The sequence below is a fragment of the Streptomyces albiflavescens genome (assembly GCF_014645835.1).
In the GTDB taxonomy this organism is placed as follows: domain Bacteria; phylum Actinomycetota; class Actinomycetes; order Streptomycetales; family Streptomycetaceae; genus Streptomyces; species Streptomyces albiflavescens.
In genome coordinates this window covers 118524-132662 of record NZ_BMMM01000016.1, presented here as the reverse complement: position 1 = coordinate 132662, position 14139 = coordinate 118524, and the positions used below count along the sequence as shown (strand labels likewise).

Annotated in this window: 14 protein-coding genes and 1 pseudogene; 14 read left to right on the top strand and 1 reads right to left on the bottom strand. The window is 70.4% G+C overall.

What is annotated here, in order from left to right:
• Positions 1 to 37: 37 nt before the first annotated feature.
• On the top strand, positions 38 to 217 hold the full coding sequence (locus IEY95_RS35435; RefSeq protein ID WP_189190298.1) for a hypothetical protein: 180 nt from the start codon (positions 38 to 40) through the stop codon (positions 215 to 217).
• Between the two features lie 3 nt (positions 218 to 220).
• Here IEY95_RS35435 and IEY95_RS35430 read toward each other — a convergent pair whose 3' ends face one another.
• The gene (locus tag IEY95_RS35430) at positions 221 to 775 is read right to left on the bottom strand and encodes a hypothetical protein (RefSeq protein WP_189190297.1); all 555 of its coding nucleotides are present in this window, start codon (positions 773 to 775) and stop codon (positions 221 to 223) included.
• Positions 776 to 885: 110 nt separating this feature from the next.
• Between IEY95_RS35430 and tsaB the strand changes: the two genes are divergently transcribed.
• The 13 genes and pseudogenes from tsaB to IEY95_RS35365 all read left to right on the top strand — a co-directional run bounded on the left by tsaB (position 886) and on the right by IEY95_RS35365 (position 14092).
• Complete coding sequence (tsaB, locus tag IEY95_RS35425; protein ID WP_189190296.1) at positions 886 to 1533, top strand: tRNA (adenosine(37)-N6)-threonylcarbamoyltransferase complex dimerization subunit type 1 TsaB; 648 nt, start codon at positions 886 to 888, stop codon at positions 1531 to 1533.
• A gap of 17 nt (positions 1534 to 1550) precedes the next feature.
• The gene (gene rimI / locus IEY95_RS35420) at positions 1551 to 2048 is read left to right on the top strand and encodes a ribosomal protein S18-alanine N-acetyltransferase (protein ID WP_189190408.1); all 498 of its coding nucleotides are present in this window, start codon (positions 1551 to 1553) and stop codon (positions 2046 to 2048) included.
• On the top strand, positions 2041 to 3150 hold the full coding sequence (gene tsaD, locus IEY95_RS35415) for a tRNA (adenosine(37)-N6)-threonylcarbamoyltransferase complex transferase subunit TsaD (RefSeq protein ID WP_189190295.1): 1110 nt from the start codon (positions 2041 to 2043) through the stop codon (positions 3148 to 3150). Before rimI ends, tsaD begins: the two co-directional genes overlap by 8 nt.
• A complete protein-coding gene (locus tag IEY95_RS35410) occupies positions 3147 to 3404 on the top strand; it encodes a hypothetical protein (RefSeq protein ID WP_189190294.1) in 258 nt (85 codons plus the stop codon). The genes tsaD and IEY95_RS35410 overlap by 4 nt, the downstream gene beginning before the upstream one ends.
• Positions 3405 to 3498: 94 nt before the next feature.
• Entirely contained in the window at positions 3499 to 4545 is a 1047-nt protein-coding gene (locus IEY95_RS35405; RefSeq protein ID WP_373294617.1) for a LacI family DNA-binding transcriptional regulator, read from the top strand.
• Between the two features lie 169 nt (positions 4546 to 4714).
• On the top strand, positions 4715 to 6019 hold the full coding sequence (locus IEY95_RS35400; RefSeq protein WP_189190293.1) for an extracellular solute-binding protein: 1305 nt from the start codon (positions 4715 to 4717) through the stop codon (positions 6017 to 6019).
• A gap of 8 nt (positions 6020 to 6027) precedes the next feature.
• Positions 6028 to 7059, top strand: a complete 1032-nt coding sequence (locus IEY95_RS35395; RefSeq protein ID WP_189190292.1) for a carbohydrate ABC transporter permease — start codon at positions 6028 to 6030, stop codon at positions 7057 to 7059.
• The gene (locus tag IEY95_RS35390) at positions 7056 to 7946 is read left to right on the top strand and encodes a carbohydrate ABC transporter permease (RefSeq protein WP_373294616.1); all 891 of its coding nucleotides are present in this window, start codon (positions 7056 to 7058) and stop codon (positions 7944 to 7946) included. The genes IEY95_RS35395 and IEY95_RS35390 overlap by 4 nt, the downstream gene beginning before the upstream one ends.
• 43 nt (positions 7947 to 7989) lie before the next feature.
• On the top strand, positions 7990 to 10248 hold the full coding sequence (locus IEY95_RS35385) for a beta-xylosidase/alpha-l-arabinosidase (RefSeq protein WP_189190291.1): 2259 nt from the start codon (positions 7990 to 7992) through the stop codon (positions 10246 to 10248).
• A 173-nt stretch (positions 10249 to 10421) separates the two neighbouring features.
• Complete coding sequence (locus tag IEY95_RS35380) at positions 10422 to 11501, top strand: LacI family DNA-binding transcriptional regulator (protein WP_373294615.1); 1080 nt, start codon at positions 10422 to 10424, stop codon at positions 11499 to 11501.
• A gap of 19 nt (positions 11502 to 11520) precedes the next feature.
• Positions 11521 to 12246, top strand: a pseudogene (locus tag IEY95_RS35375) (endo-1,4-beta-xylanase); the annotation flags it as partial.
• An 85-nt stretch (positions 12247 to 12331) separates the two neighbouring features.
• Positions 12332 to 13402: an LCP family protein gene (locus IEY95_RS35370; RefSeq protein ID WP_189190290.1), complete on the top strand. Its 1071-nt coding sequence runs from the start codon at positions 12332 to 12334 to the stop codon at positions 13400 to 13402.
• Positions 13403 to 13735: 333 nt separating this feature from the next.
• A complete protein-coding gene (locus IEY95_RS35365) occupies positions 13736 to 14092 on the top strand; it encodes a YciI family protein (RefSeq protein ID WP_189190289.1) in 357 nt (118 codons plus the stop codon).
• Positions 14093 to 14139: the final 47 nt, after the last annotated feature.

Sequence of the window (14139 nt, the reverse complement as noted above, 5' to 3'; positions counted from 1 at the left end):
CTAACCGCGCTTGCCCCCGAAGCCCCAGGAGGCGTCCATGTCGGCTTCAGAACGTGACGTGCCGGCGCCGCCGTGCGTGGTGGCCGGGGTGTCGATGCGGGATCTGCTGGCGTCGTGCGCCGCGGCCGAGGCGGTGTCGAGGCCGCCGCGCGAGCCCGCGCCGCGTGCGGCGGAGCCCGTGAAGGCACGGCGCGTACGGCGCCAGAAGGCGGCGTGACCGCTACTGGATGACGACGACCTTCACGCCGATCGTCGCGAACGCCCACATCGCGTTGCCGTCCGCGCGGGACTCGCGGATGCCGCCGAGCTTCTTGGAAGAGTCCGGCGCGGCCGTCGAGCCGTTCACCGCAGCGCTGAAGCCGATCGCGACGCCGTCGACCAGGGTGAACCGTACGACGTGCTCGATCTGCGTGCCGTCCGATCCGGTGACCGCGCGGTTGCGCGACGTGACCGCGTAGGAGCCGACGGCCGGGTCGACCGTGCCGGGGGTGATCTTGAAGGTGCGCTGGACCTTGTTGTCCGCGCCGACCAGCCACACGCGGTCGTCGCCGGTCGAGTAGACGACCCGCTCACCGATGCCGGACTGGGCGGGCAGTGCCACCGGGTTCTTCTTGTCCCGGGGGGCCTTCGAGACGGAGGCCTTGGGCGACGCGCTCGTGTGCGGTTTGCCCAAGGTGTCCGGCACGTTCGCGGACGCCTGGTAGGCGAGGAAGCTGACTGCGGCGATCGCCGCCACGGTGAGCCCGGCCACGAATCCCGAGCTGCTCCTAGCCACCTTGTGTGCCCACCTCTCGTCCTTCGCACGTTCTTGCTGTGACGGTAGCAGCAGGGGAGCGCGAGACCTGGGCGGCCGTACGTCCGGCTCGGGCGCCGTAGGCTGTTTGCGTGCTCTTGCTCGCTCTGGATACCGCCACCCCCGCTGTGACCGTCGCCCTGCACGACGGCACGTCCGCCATCGCCGCGTCGAGCCAGGTGGACGCGCGCCGGCACGGAGAGCTGCTGCTGCCGGCCGTCGACCGGGTGCTCGCCGAGGCAGGCCTCGAACTGGACGCCGTCACCGGCATCGTCGTGGGCGTCGGCCCCGGCCCGTACACGGGGCTGCGCGTCGGCCTCATGACCGCCGACACCTTCGGGCTCGTGCTCGGCGTGCCTGTGCACGGCCTGTGCACCCTCGACGCGCTCGCGTACGCGGCCGACATCGAGGGCCCCTTCGTCGCGGCGACGGACGCCCGGCGCAAGGAGGTCTACTGGGCGCGCTACGCCGACCCCCGGACACGTGTGTCGGACCCCGCCGTGGACCGCCCCGGCGACCTGGACCTCGGCGGCCTGCCCGCCGTCGGCGCGGGTGCGCTGCTCTACCCCGACACGTTCCCGGACGCCCGCGCGCCCGAGCACGTCTCGGCGGCCGCGCTGGCCTCCCTGGCCGCGGAGAAGCTCGCCGCCGGCCAGGAGCTGGAGGCACCCCGGCCGCTGTATCTGAGGCGCCCGGACGCCCAGGTGCCCAAGAACTACAAGGTGGTCACCCCCAAGTGACGGCCGAACTGCGCGAAATGCGCTGGTGGGACATCGATCCCGTACTGGAGCTGGAGAAGGACCTCTTCCCCGAGGACACCTGGTCGCGGGGGATGTTCTGGTCCGAGCTGGCCCATTCCCGCGGGGCGGAGGCGACGCGACGGTATGTCGTCGCCATCGACGGCGATCGGATCGTCGGGTACGCGGGACTCGCCGCCTCCGGCGACCTCGGCGACGTACAGACGATCGCCGTCGCCCGCGACCAGTGGAGCACCGGACTCGGCGCCCGGCTGCTGACCGACCTGCTGCGGGCGGCGACCGCGTTCGAGTGCGCAGAGGTGATGCTCGAATGCCGCGTCGACAACGTCCGGGCACAGAAGCTGTACGAGCGCTTCGGCTTCGAACCCATCGGCTTCAGACGCGGCTACTACCAGCCGGGGAACATCGACGCCCTGGTCATGCGACTGCACATGGCATCCGACAGCGGCTCCGCCGCGGGCTCCACATCGGTACAAGGAAACGAGACCCATGGCTGACGAACCTCTCGTCCTCGGCATCGAGACCTCCTGCGACGAGACCGGCGTCGGCATCGTCCGCGGCACCACCCTGCTCGCGGACGCGATCGCCTCCAGCGTCGACGAGCACGCGCGCTTCGGCGGGGTCGTGCCCGAGGTCGCCTCCCGCGCCCATCTGGAGGCGATGGTGCCGACCATCGACCGGGCGCTGAAGGAGGCGGGGGTGAGCGCGAGGGACCTGGACGGGATCGCGGTCACCGCCGGGCCCGGGCTCGCCGGCGCGCTGCTGGTCGGGGTCTCGGCCGCGAAGGCGTACGCGTACGCGCTGGGCAAGCCGCTCTACGGCGTCAACCACCTCGCCTCCCACATCTGTGTGGACCAGCTGGAGCACGGGGCGCTGCCGGAGCCGACGATGGCGCTCCTGGTATCGGGTGGGCACTCCTCGCTCCTCCTCTCCACGGACATCACGTCCGACGTACGGCCGATGGGCGCGACCATCGACGACGCGGCGGGCGAGGCCTTCGACAAGATCGCGCGCGTGCTGAACCTCGGCTTCCCCGGCGGCCCGGTCATCGACCGGTACGCCAAGGAGGGCGACCCGAGCGCGATCGCGTTCCCGCGCGGGCTCACCGGGCCGCGCGACCCGGCGTACGACTTCTCCTTCTCCGGTCTGAAGACCGCCGTGGCCCGTTGGATCGAGGCCAAGCGGGCGGCGGGGGAGGAGGTGCCGGTGCGCGATGTGGCCGCGTCCTTCCAGGAGGCCGTGGTGGACGTGCTGACCCGCAAGGCCGTACGGGCCTGCAAGGACCAGGGCGTCGACCACCTCATGATCGGCGGCGGCGTGGCCGCCAACTCGCGGCTGCGCGCGCTGGCCCTGGAACGCTGCGAGGCCGCCGGGATCCGGCTGCGGGTGCCGCGGCCGAAGCTGTGCACGGACAACGGGGCGATGGTGGCCGCGTTGGGCGCGGAGATGGTCGCGCGGAACCGGGCGGCCTCCGACTGGGACCTCTCGGCGGACTCGTCGCTGCCGGTGACGGACCCGCATGTGCCGGGACGCGGGCCTGCTCACGAGCACTCGCATGATCATGTGCATGAGGTCAGCAAGGAGAACCTGTACTCGTGACCGTCGCGCTGATGTGGGAGGCGCGGGCGGTCGCCGGGCGGGGCGGGGAGCTGCTCGACTGGGTGCGGGAGCGGTCGAAACAGCTGCCGGGTCAGCCGCTTCGGCTGGAGATCCTGCGGGCCCCCCAGGACCGCGTCCTCGTCATCACGTGGTGGGACGCCGCGTACGACGCCGAACTGCCCGAACTTCCGGAGCCGGACGGTGAGTTGGTGACCCGGGCGGTGCACCGGTGGCGCTTCGAGTCGGTCTCCTGACGGCCGCGTTTCCGGTCGGGCTTCCCGCCGACCTCGGTTTTCCGGAAGACTCCTGCAAAGTTTCGCTGGTGAGATCGGAACTGTTGAGGGAGTCTTGGACACGTCGACGGAGGTGGGCGCAGTGGCCCGGGAGAGCATCAAGAACAAGGTGACGATCACCGAGATCGCCCGGCAGGCCGGGGTCTCGGTGCCCACCGTGTCCCGGGTGGTCAACGGCCGCTCCGACGTGTCGCCACAGACCAGGGCCCGTGTCGAGGACCTGCTGCGCCACCACGGCTACCAGCGGAAATCGAATCCGTCGGGCGACCGGGCCGCCCTCATCGACCTGGTCTTCAACGACCTCGACAGCCCCTGGGCCGTGGAGATCATCCGGGGTGTCGAGGAGGTCGCGCACGCCTCCGGGGTGGGCACGGTCGTCTCGGCCATCCACGGGGCGTCGGGGTCGGCCCGGCAGTGGATGACCAACCTGCGGGCGCGGGCCTCGGACGGCGTGATCCTGGTGACCTCGGTGCTCGAACCGCGCCTGCACGACGAGTTGCGGCGGCTCGGTGTGCCGCTCGTCGTCGTCGACCCGGCGGGCTCGCCCTCCCTCGACATGCCGACCGTCGGTGCGACCAACTGGGCCGGCGGCATGGCCGCTACGGAGCACCTGCTCGGCCTCGGGCACCGGCGGATCGGGTTCATCGCGGGGCCGCCCCGGCTGCTCTGCTCGCGGGCGCGGCTCGACGGCTACCGGGCGGCGCTGGAAGGCGCGGACATCGCCGTCGACGACGCGCTGATCGTGCCCGGCGACTTCTACCACTCCGCCGGCTTCGACGGCTGCAATACCCTGCTCGACCTGGCCGAACCGCCGACCGCACTGTTCGCCGCCAGCGACCAGATGGCGCTGGGGGCGATCGAGGCGCTGCGCCGCCGGGGCCTCAGGGTGCCGGAGGACCTGAGCGTCGTCGGCTTCGATGATCTGCCCGAGGTCCGCTGGTCGGCCCCGCCGCTGACGACCGTGCGCCAGCCCCTGGCGGACATGGGCAAACTGGCCACGCGTACGGTGCTGCGCCTCGCGCTCGGCGAGGAGCCCGCCTCCCCCCGGATCGAGCTCGCCACCGAGTTGGTCGTGCGGGCGAGTACGGCTCCGCTCGTCTGACGCCCGGGCGCTGCTTACGCGCCCCACCTGTCCTTTCGCCGTCCGGTCGCCGTCGCGCGGATCTCTCTGCCTCCCGTATTTGTCAGGAGCGTTGACATACCCATCATCGGGCCGTAACTTCCGTGCGCACTTGACCGATAATTTTCGGCTCCCTTCCGGAAGGTGTGCGATGCGACCGTTCGGTACGACCTCCAACTTCTCTCGCCGTGGGTTCCTGGCGGCCTCCGCGGCGACCGGCCTCGGCGCGGCCGGGCTGAGCGCGTGCGGCTCCTCGGACGACAGCGGCTCGGGCAAGAAGACGATCGAGTGGTGGAACATCACCACGACCCAGCCCGCGAAGAAGCTGTGGGCCCAGCGCGCCAAGGAGTTCGAGGCCGCGCACCCGGATGTGAAGATCAAGGTCGTGACGCTGGAGAACGAGGCGTACAAGTCGAAGATGACCGCGCAGATCGCCTCGGGCAAGCTGCCGGACATCTTCCACACCTGGGGCGGCGGCGTCCTCAAGCAGCAGCTCGACGCGGGACTGGTCGAGGACCTGACGGACCGGGTCTCCTCGTGGACCGGCAACTACGTACCCGCCTCGATGGCGGCCTACAAGTTCGACGACAAGCTGTACGCCGTCCCCTTCGACATCGGCGCGGTCGGCTTCTGGTACAACAAGGCGCTCTTCAAGAAGGCCGGCATCACCGCACCGCCCACCACCTGGTCCGGCTACCTCGACGCCATCAGGGCCCTCAAGAAGGCGGGCGTCACGCCCATCGCCCTGGCCGGCAAGGAGAAGTGGCCCGGCATGTACTACTGGGCGTACCTCTCGATGCGCGTCGCCGGTCTCGACGCGATGCAGAAGGCCTCCGACGACGCCGACTTCACCGGCGACGACTTCGTCAAGGCCGGCCAGCACCTCAAGGACCTCGTCGCGCTGCAGCCCTTCCAGAAGGGGTTCCTCGGCGGTGCCTACTCCGACCCCAACGGTGAGGCGGCCCTGATGGGCAACGGCAAGGCGGCCATGGAGCTGATGGGTCAGTGGGCGCCGATCGTCGAGGCCGACTCCGGCAAGGGCATCGGCAAGGATCTCGGCTTCTTCTCCTTCCCCGCGGTCGAGGGCGGAAAGGGCGCGCTCACCGAGGTGTTCGGCGGAGGCGGCGGCCACGCACTGCGCAAGGGTGCGCCGCAGGAGGCGCTGGACTTCCTGAAGTTCTTCGCCGAGAAGGAGTTCGCGGAGAAGCTCATCAAGCAGACCGGCCTGATACCGGTGTCCAAGGACACGGCCGACGCGCTCACCGACCCCAACCTCACCGCCGTCTCCGAGATGCTGAACAAGTCCACCGGCTTCCAGCTCTACCTCGACCAGGCGTACGCCCCCGCTGTCGGCCAGGAGATCAACGACAGCGTCGCCGCGCTCATCGCGGGCTCCAAGTCGCCCGAGCAGGTGACGCGTTCGGTCACCCAGGTCGCCAAGAGCGAGAAGAGCTAGCGCCACCGATGACCCACTCGACTTCGACCTCCGCGACCTCTTCGGCGGGCTCGGCGCCGTATGTGCCCGAGGTCGGCAAGTGTGACGACCAGGACTTCGCCGCCGCCGGCCCGGGGCGCCGCAGGTCGCCGCTGCGCCGGGTGCGCGACTGGCTGTCGGCCGTCGTGTTCACGGTCCCAGCCCTCGTCCTGTTCGGCATGCTCGTGCTGGTGCCGATGGGCTACGCGATCTACGTCAGCTTCTTCAACTGGGGCGGGTTCGGCTCGCCCTCGGACAGCGTCGGCCTCAACAACTACACGCGGCTCTTCAAGGACCCGGTGTTCCTGGGGGACTTGGGGCGCGGCGCGCTGCTCATCGGCTTCTCCATCCTCGTGCAGCTGCCGTTCGCGCTCGCCATGGCCGTGCTGCTCAACCAGAAGCTGCGCGGCCGGGCCGTGTACCGGATGCTGTTCTTCGCCCCGTACATCCTGTCCGAGGTCATCACCGGCGTGCTGTTCAGCATGATCTTCGCGCCGGGGGAGGGGCTCGCCGACAAGGTCCTCGACAAGCTCGGGCTCGGCGGGCTGGGCGGCGACTGGTTCGCCGGTCAGCACAGCGTCCTGCCGACCCTCTTCATCGTCATGACCTGGAAGTACTTCGGCTTCCACATGATGCTCTACCTGGCGGGCCTGCAGGGTATCCCGGCCGAACTGCAGGAGGCGGCGCGCATCGACGGCGCCGGCACCTGGCAGCGCTTCTGGCACATCACGCTGCCGCTGCTCGCGCCGACCCTCCGGATCAGCGCGTTCCTCTCCGTTGTCTACTCCATCCAGCTCTTCGACCTGGTCTGGGTCATCACCACCGGCGGCCCTGACCACGCCTCAGAAACCATGGCGATCAGCATGGTCCAGTACGGCTTCAAGCGCTATCAGATGGGCTACGCGAGCGCCCTCAGCGTCGTGATGTTCTTGATCAGCCTGGTCTTCGCCCTCGCCTACCAGCGCTTCGTGCTGCGCCGGGACACCGAAGGAGCCATCACCACCATGCGAGGAAAACGATGAGCGCCACGACGGAGACGGAGACGCGGGAGGGCGCCGCGGCGGAGCTGCGGAAGAGCAGGCTGCGGCGGCGACGGCTGCGCAGCCTCCCCGTGTACGTGACCCTCTGGGTGGTCGGCGTCTTCATGGTCACCCCGCTGCTCTACGCCCTGATCTCCGGCTTCAAGTCCACCGACCAGCTCTCCTCCAACCCGTTCGGGCTGCCCTCGCCGTGGGTGACCTCGAACTACACCTCGCTGCTCGGCTCGGGCTCGTTCTGGCGGTCCATCGGCAGCAGCACGGTCATCGCGGTGGGCGCCACCGCGCTGACGGTGGCGACGGCCGCCCTGGCGGCGTTCGCGCTCGCCCGGTTCGCCTTCCGCGGGCGGGAGTTGATGTTCACCCTGTTCACGATGGGGCTGATGTTCCCGTTCGCGGTGGCGATCCTGCCGCTGTTCATCCTGCTGCGCACCTTCGGGCTGCTGGACAACCCGTGGGGTGTGATCCTGCCCGAGGCGGCCTTCGGACTGCCGGTGACGATCATCATCCTGCGCGGCTTCTTCCGGGAGATTCCGGGGGAGTTGGAGGAGGCGGCGACCCTCGACGGCTGCACCCGCTTCGGGTTCTTCTGGCGCATCCTGCTGCCGCTGGCCCGGCCCGCGCTGGGCACGGTCTCCGTCCTCGCGATCGTGAGCAGCTGGAACCAGTTCCTGCTGCCGCTGCTCGTCTTCAGCGAACCCACCTGGTGGACGATCCCGGTCGGCATCCAGCAGTTCCAAGGCCAGTACGCCTCCGACGTGGCTCGCATCTTCGCCTACCTGGTGCTCGCCATGGTGCCCGCCCTCGCCTTCTACGTGGTCGCCGAGCGGCAGCTGATCGGCGGCATCACGCTCGGCGCGACCAAGGGCTGACCGATCTCCGGGGACCGATCCCCCTCTCCACTTGAGGAGTTACATGACCCACCCCTGGCAGGACCCCGCTCTGCCCGCAGGCGTCCGCGCCGCCGATCTGCTCGCCCGGATGACACCGCAGGAGAAGATCGCTCAGCTCTACAGCGTCTGGCCCGGCTCGAACGAGACCCCGGGCGGCGACATGGCCCCGCTGCAGCACGCCCTGTCCGAGGAAGTGGATCTCACCGAACTGCTCCCGCACGGCCTCGGCCAGCTCACCCGCCCCTTCGGCACGGCGCCCGTCGACCCCGCCGAGGGCGCCGCCCGCCTGGCCTCCCTCCAGGAACGCATCCGCTCCGCCAACCGCTTCCGGTTGCCCGCCCTCGCCCACGAGGAATGCCTCACCGGCTTCACGGCCTGGCAGGCGACCGTCTTCCCGACCCCGCTCGCCTGGGGCGCGAGTTTCGACCCGGCCCTGGTGAAGGAGATGGCGTCGGCGATCGGCGCCTCGATGCGATCGGTCGGCGTGCATCAAGGGCTCGCCCCCGTCCTCGACGTCGTACGCGATCCCCGCTGGGGCCGCACGGAGGAGTCGATCGGCGAGGACCCCTACCTCGTGGGGACCGTCGGCACCGCCTACGTCCAGGGGCTGGAGTCGGCGGGCGTCGTCGCCACCCTCAAACACTTCGCCGGGTATTCGGCCTCGCGCGGCGCCCGCAACCACGCGCCCGCGTCGATCGGCCCGCGCGAACTGGCGGACGTCATCCTGCCGCCGTTCGAGATGGCCGTCCGGGAGGGCGGCGCACGCTCGGTGATGGCCGCCTACAACGACCTCGACGGTCTGCCCGCCCATGCGCATCACCCGCTCCTCACCCAACTCCTGCGAGAGGAATGGGGGTTCACCGGTACAGTTGTCGCCGATTACTTCGGCGTGTCCTTGCTGGAGTCGGCGCACGGACTCACGGACTCCCCGTCGGGAGCGGCCGCGCTCGCCCTCGCGGCGGGAGTGGACGTCGAACTCCCCGCGGTGCGCTGCTACGGTGCCGGCCCCCTCGACGAGGAACTCGTGAACCGGGCCGCCCTGCGGGTCCTCACCCAGAAGTGCGAACTCGGCCTGTTGGATCCGGACTGGGCACCGCCCGCGACCGCGTCCGCCGCGACCGCCACCGGCTCCGCAGTCGCCCCTGTCGACCTCGACCCGCCCCCTATGCGGGCGCTGGCACGCCAGTTGGCCGAGGAATCCGTCGTGCTGCTGGCCAACCCCGGGGACACGCTGCCGCTCGCGCCCGATGTGCGCCGGATCGCCGTTCTCGGCCCCCTCGCCGACGACCCGGCGGCCATGCTCGGCTGCTACACCTTCCCCCGCCATGTCCTGCTGGACTACCCCGAGGTCCCGGCGGGAGTCGCCATACCGACGCTGCTCGACGCGCTGCGCACGGAGCTGCCGGACGTGGACTTCACGGCCGACCCGGCGGCGGGCGACGTGTGCGTGGTCGCGGTCGGCGATCGCTCGGGACTGTTCGGACGCGGTACGTCGGGCGAGGGCTGCGACGCGGCCGACCTGGAACTGCCCGAAGGCCAGGGCGAGTTGGTGGACAGGGCGCTGGCCTCCGGGACACCGGTGGTGCTGGTGCTGCTCTCCGGCCGCCCGTACGCGCTCGGGCGCTGGGCGGACCGGTGCGCGGCGGTACTGCAGGCGTTCTTCCCGGGCCAGGAGGGCGGCCCCGCGGTGGCCGGGGTCCTGTCGGGCCGGGTCAACCCGTCGGGGCGGCTCCCGGTGAGCGTGCCGCGCGAGCCCGCCGGGCAGCCGTGGACGTACCTCGCCCCACCCCTCGGGCGGCGCCATGAGGCGAGCACCCTCGACCCGACGCCGCTGTTCCCGTTCGGGCACGGACTGTCCTACACGTCGTACGCCTGGCAGCCGCCGTCTGTCGACGACAGCGCGTTCCCGACGGACGGCGAGACGACACTGCGGCTGACCGTCCGCAATACGGGGGAGCGGGCCGGCACCGAGGTCGTCCAGCTCTATCTCCACGATCCGGTGGGCAAGGTGGCGCGCCCGGTGGCCCGTCTGGTCGGCTACGCACGGGTGCCGCTGGAGGCGGGGGCGTCGGCGGAGGTGCACTTCACGTTCCCGGCTGACCTGGCCGCGTACACCGGACCCGACGGCGACCGGATCGTCGAACCGGGGGAGCTGGAGCTGAGGCTGGCGGTGTCCAGCGCAGAGGGTGACGCCCGGTACGCGGTGCCGGTGACGCTGACCGGGGCGGAGCGGGTGGTGGGGCGGGAGCGGCGGATGCGTTGCGAGGTGCGGCTGAAGTGAGACGACCCTGCCCCCAGGACAGAGCTTGGCCGCTCCAGGGGGCAGGGAGCCTCAACCCGGGCGAAGGGCGGCTCGGCGGCTCGAATGTTTCGATCCGCCCGACGAATCTTCTGGAAGGAATGTGGCGTCGAAGGGGGTTCGACGCGTGCAGACGCAGGGCTACGATCACGCCCATGAATCCCGCGAAGCCGTCAAAACCCATGGGAACACAGGGAACACGCACGGCAGCGCGCTCGACCGCGCGGTCGACGCAGACCGCGACGCTCGCCGAGATCGCCCGCGAGGCAGGCGTGTCGGCTCCGACTGTTTCGAAGGTCCTCAACGGCCGCGCCGATGTGGCCCCGGCGACCCGCACCCGTGTCGAGGAGCTGCTGCGTGCGTACGGCTACCGGCGGCGCCGGGCCGAGGCGACCCGTTCGCCCGTCATCGACCTGGTCTTCCACGAGCTGGAGAGCGCCTGGGCGATGGAGGTCATCCGGGGCGTCGAGAACGTCGCCCGGGACGAGGGTCTGAGCGTGGTCCTCTCCGAGAGCGCGGGCCGGCTGACCCCCGGCCGCACCTGGGCCGACCAGGTCGCCGCGCGCCGCCCGCACGGCGTGATCCTGGTGCTGTCCGGGCTCGACGAGTCCGGACGGGCGCTGCTGACCAGCAGATCCATCCCGTTCGTGGTGATGGACCCGGCCGGCGACCCCGGCGACGACGTGCCGTCCATCGGCGCCACCAACTGGCACGGCGGGCTGGCCGCGACCCGCCATCTCGTCGAGCTGGGGCACACCCGGATCGGCGCGATCAGCGGGCCTTCGCGGATGATGTGCAGCCGTGCCCGGGTCGACGGCTACCGCGCCGCGCTGGAGACGGCGGGGCTGCCGGTCGACCCGGGGCTGATCCGGCCGGGGAACTTCCACCACGACAGCGGGTACCGGGCGGGACTCGAGCTGCTCCGCCTGCCCGACCGGCCCACCGCCGTCTTCGCGGGCAACGACCTGCAGGCGCTCGGCCTGTACGAGGCCGCGCGCGAGCTGGGGCTGCGCATCCCCGAGGACCTGAGCGTCGTCGGGTTCGACGATCTGCCGGTGGCGCGCTGGGTCGGGCCGCCGCTGACGACCGTGCGGCAGCCGCTCACGGAGATGGCGGAGGCGGCGGCGAAGCTGGTGCTCGAACTGGGGCGGGCGCAGGGGGCGTCGGCGGCCACGAGGGTGGAGCTGGCCACGAGTCTGGTGGTGCGCAGCAGTACGGGGGCGCCCCCAGCGTGAGTCCTGGGGCGAGAGTGGCGCGAAGTTGACCGCCCTGTACAACCTGGTCAAGTCGCTGAAGGACCGCGGCGTCCCCATCGACGGCGTCGGCCTCCAGGCCCATCTGATCCTCGGCCAGGTCCCCGCCACGCTCCGGCAGAACATCCAGCGGTTCGCCGACCTCGGCGTCGATGTCGCGATCAGCGAGCTGGACATTCGTATGCAACTCCCGTCCGACAGCGCGAAGTCGACCCAGCAGGCGGCCGACTACAAGGCCGTGTTCGACGCGTGCGTGGCCGTGTCCAGGTGCTACGGCGTCACCGTCTGGGGCTTCACGGACTCCGACTCCTGGATCCCGGACGTCTTCTCGGGATACGGCGCGGCGACACCGTACGACGAGAACTACGCGCCGAAACCGGCGTACTACGCGATCGCGACCTCGCTCGGGGGTACCTCGACGCCTCCTTCCACGGGCGGGTGCGCGGCGACGTACGAGGTCGGCAGTCAATGGAACACGGGGTTCACCGGGCAGGTGAAGATCGCCTGTTCGGGGGCGGCGCTCTCCTCCTGGAAGGTGAGCTGGACGTACGGCGCGAGCCAGCGGATCACCCAGGCCTGGAACGCCACCTGCACCCAGTCCGGAGCCGCGGTGACGTGCGTGAACGCCTCCTACAACGGAACGGTTCCGGACGGCGGATCGGTGACGTTCGGGTTCAACGCGTCATGGAGCGGAAGCAATCCGGTGCCCACGGTGACGCTGGGCTGAGGTCTGCCTGAGAAGTCTGAGATTTTCCGAAGGAAACACGAGAAGAGGTTCCTGCTCGTCATAATTCGGACTTACGTTCCTCCGCGTGACTGCTGAAGACGAGCACGGGGACGGCAAGGAGGACGCCGCGAGACGCGGTGGCCGGCGGCGGCGAGGCCTGCTGAAGGCCGCCGGCATCGCGCTCGCCGGCGTCCTCGTGCTCTCCGCTGCGGGGGCGGGCTGGGCCTACTGGCACCTGAACCACAACATCAAGAGCGTCGACATCAACAGCGCGCTGGGCGACGACCGCCCGGCGCGGGCCGTGTCGACTCCGTCGGTGTCCGCGTCCGCCGCTGCCTCTCCGCTGCCCAGCGGCGCCCTGAACATCCTGGTCCTCGGCTCCGACTCGCGCAGCGGCAAGGCGAACGCGAAGCTCGGCGGCGGCAGCAGCTCCGGCGCCCGCTCGGACACGGCGATGGTCGTCCACATCGACGAGGGCCGTACGAAGGCGACCGTGGTGAGCATTCCCCGGGACACCCTGGTGACCCGCCCGTCGTGCCCGACGTCCTCGGGCGGGACGACCTCGGTGGCGTACCACGCGATGTTCAACAGCGCGTACTCGGTGGGCGGCCCGGTCTGTGCGGTGAAGACGGTCGAGTCCCTGACCGACGTCCGCATGGACCACTACATCGAGATCGACTTCTCCGGCTTCGCGGATCTGGTCGACGCGCTCGGCGGCGTCACCGTCACGACGGACGAGGACATCGACGACGACAAGAGCCACCTGCACCTCACGGCAGGCGAACACCACCTCGACGGCACGAAGGCGCTGGCGCTGGCCCGCACCCGTCACGGCATAGGCGACGGCAGTGATCTGGGGCGCATAGGCCTCCAACAGAAGCTGGTGAAGGCCCTGTTGAGGCAGATCTCGTCGACCGATCTGCTCACCGACCCCGCCAAGCTCTACCAGGTCGCGAACGCGGTCACGGGCAGCCTGACGACGGACACGGGTCTCGACTCGCTGGGTGAACTCATGAAGCTCGGCCAGAGCCTGAAGGGACTGTCGTCCGAGGACGTCAAGACGGTGATGATGCCCGTCGTGACGGCTCCGTCGGACCCCAACCGGGTGGTGGCGAACGAGCCGGAGGCGAGCGAGCTGTGGGCGTCGCTGAAGTGAGCGGGACGGCAAGGGTGGTGTGGTCGGTTCCCCCACAGCGACTCACCCTCTCCGGGTGCCGGCGCACCTGGGACCGATGGACGTCCTTGCCGGGCCCGTCCTCGCCGCGAACCTCTTCGCGCTGCTGAGGCCGGCGACGGCGGCCCCGGCGGCGGCCGTGCTGTCCGGATCACCACTCCGACCTGCGGAAACGACCCTCCCGGAAGAAACTTCGAAGAAATCCGGGGACAGTGTCGAAACAGGCGTCGCCCGTTCGACGCAAGGGTGAGAGGCGGGGAGAGACTCCGCCCGGAACGGCCGGAACGACCCGGCCGCCGTACCGAAGGAGCCACCATGCCGCGCTACCTGTCGCTGGTCCAGATCGACGAGAGCAACGCCCCCGCCGAGGGGCCCAGCCCCGAGCTGATGCAGCGGATGGGTGAGCTGATCGAGGAGATGACGAAGGCGGGCGTGCTGCTCGACACCGCCGGGCTCACCCCCTCCTCGCAGGGCACCCGTGTCCACTGGGAGAAGGGTGAACTGAGCGTCACCGACGGCCCGTTCACCGAGTCCAAGGAGGTCGTCGGCGGCTACGCGATCATTCAGGCCAAGGACAAGGCCGAGGCCATCGAGTGGACCAAGCGCTTCCTGAAGATCCACGAGGAGCACTGGACGGTCACGTCCGAGGTGCGGGAGATCGCGGAGGGCTGAGTCGCGGCTTGGCCTCGCGGCTCCCCGGGTGTCTGATGGTGGGCTGT

What these genes read in the sequence shown, in the direction of transcription:
- IEY95_RS35365 (WP_189190289.1), top strand. Translation starts at nt 13,736, where the DNA reads ATGCCGCGCTACCTGTCGCTGGTCCAGATCGACGAGAGCAACGCCCCC.
- IEY95_RS35395 (WP_189190292.1), top strand. Translation starts at nt 6,028, where the DNA reads ATGACCCACTCGACTTCGACCTCCGCGACCTCTTCGGCGGGCTCGGCG.
- rimI (WP_189190408.1), top strand. Translation starts at nt 1,551, where the DNA reads ATGCGCTGGTGGGACATCGATCCCGTACTGGAGCTGGAGAAGGACCTC.
- IEY95_RS35385 (WP_189190291.1), top strand. Translation starts at nt 7,990, where the DNA reads ATGACCCACCCCTGGCAGGACCCCGCTCTGCCCGCAGGCGTCCGCGCC.
- IEY95_RS35380 (WP_373294615.1), top strand. Translation starts at nt 10,422, where the DNA reads ATGAATCCCGCGAAGCCGTCAAAACCCATGGGAACACAGGGAACACGC.
- IEY95_RS35390 (WP_373294616.1), top strand. Translation starts at nt 7,056, where the DNA reads ATGAGCGCCACGACGGAGACGGAGACGCGGGAGGGCGCCGCGGCGGAG.
- tsaD (WP_189190295.1), top strand. Translation starts at nt 2,041, where the DNA reads ATGGCTGACGAACCTCTCGTCCTCGGCATCGAGACCTCCTGCGACGAG.
- IEY95_RS35400 (WP_189190293.1), top strand. Translation starts at nt 4,715, where the DNA reads ATGCGACCGTTCGGTACGACCTCCAACTTCTCTCGCCGTGGGTTCCTG.
- IEY95_RS35435 (WP_189190298.1), top strand. Translation starts at nt 38, where the DNA reads ATGTCGGCTTCAGAACGTGACGTGCCGGCGCCGCCGTGCGTGGTGGCC.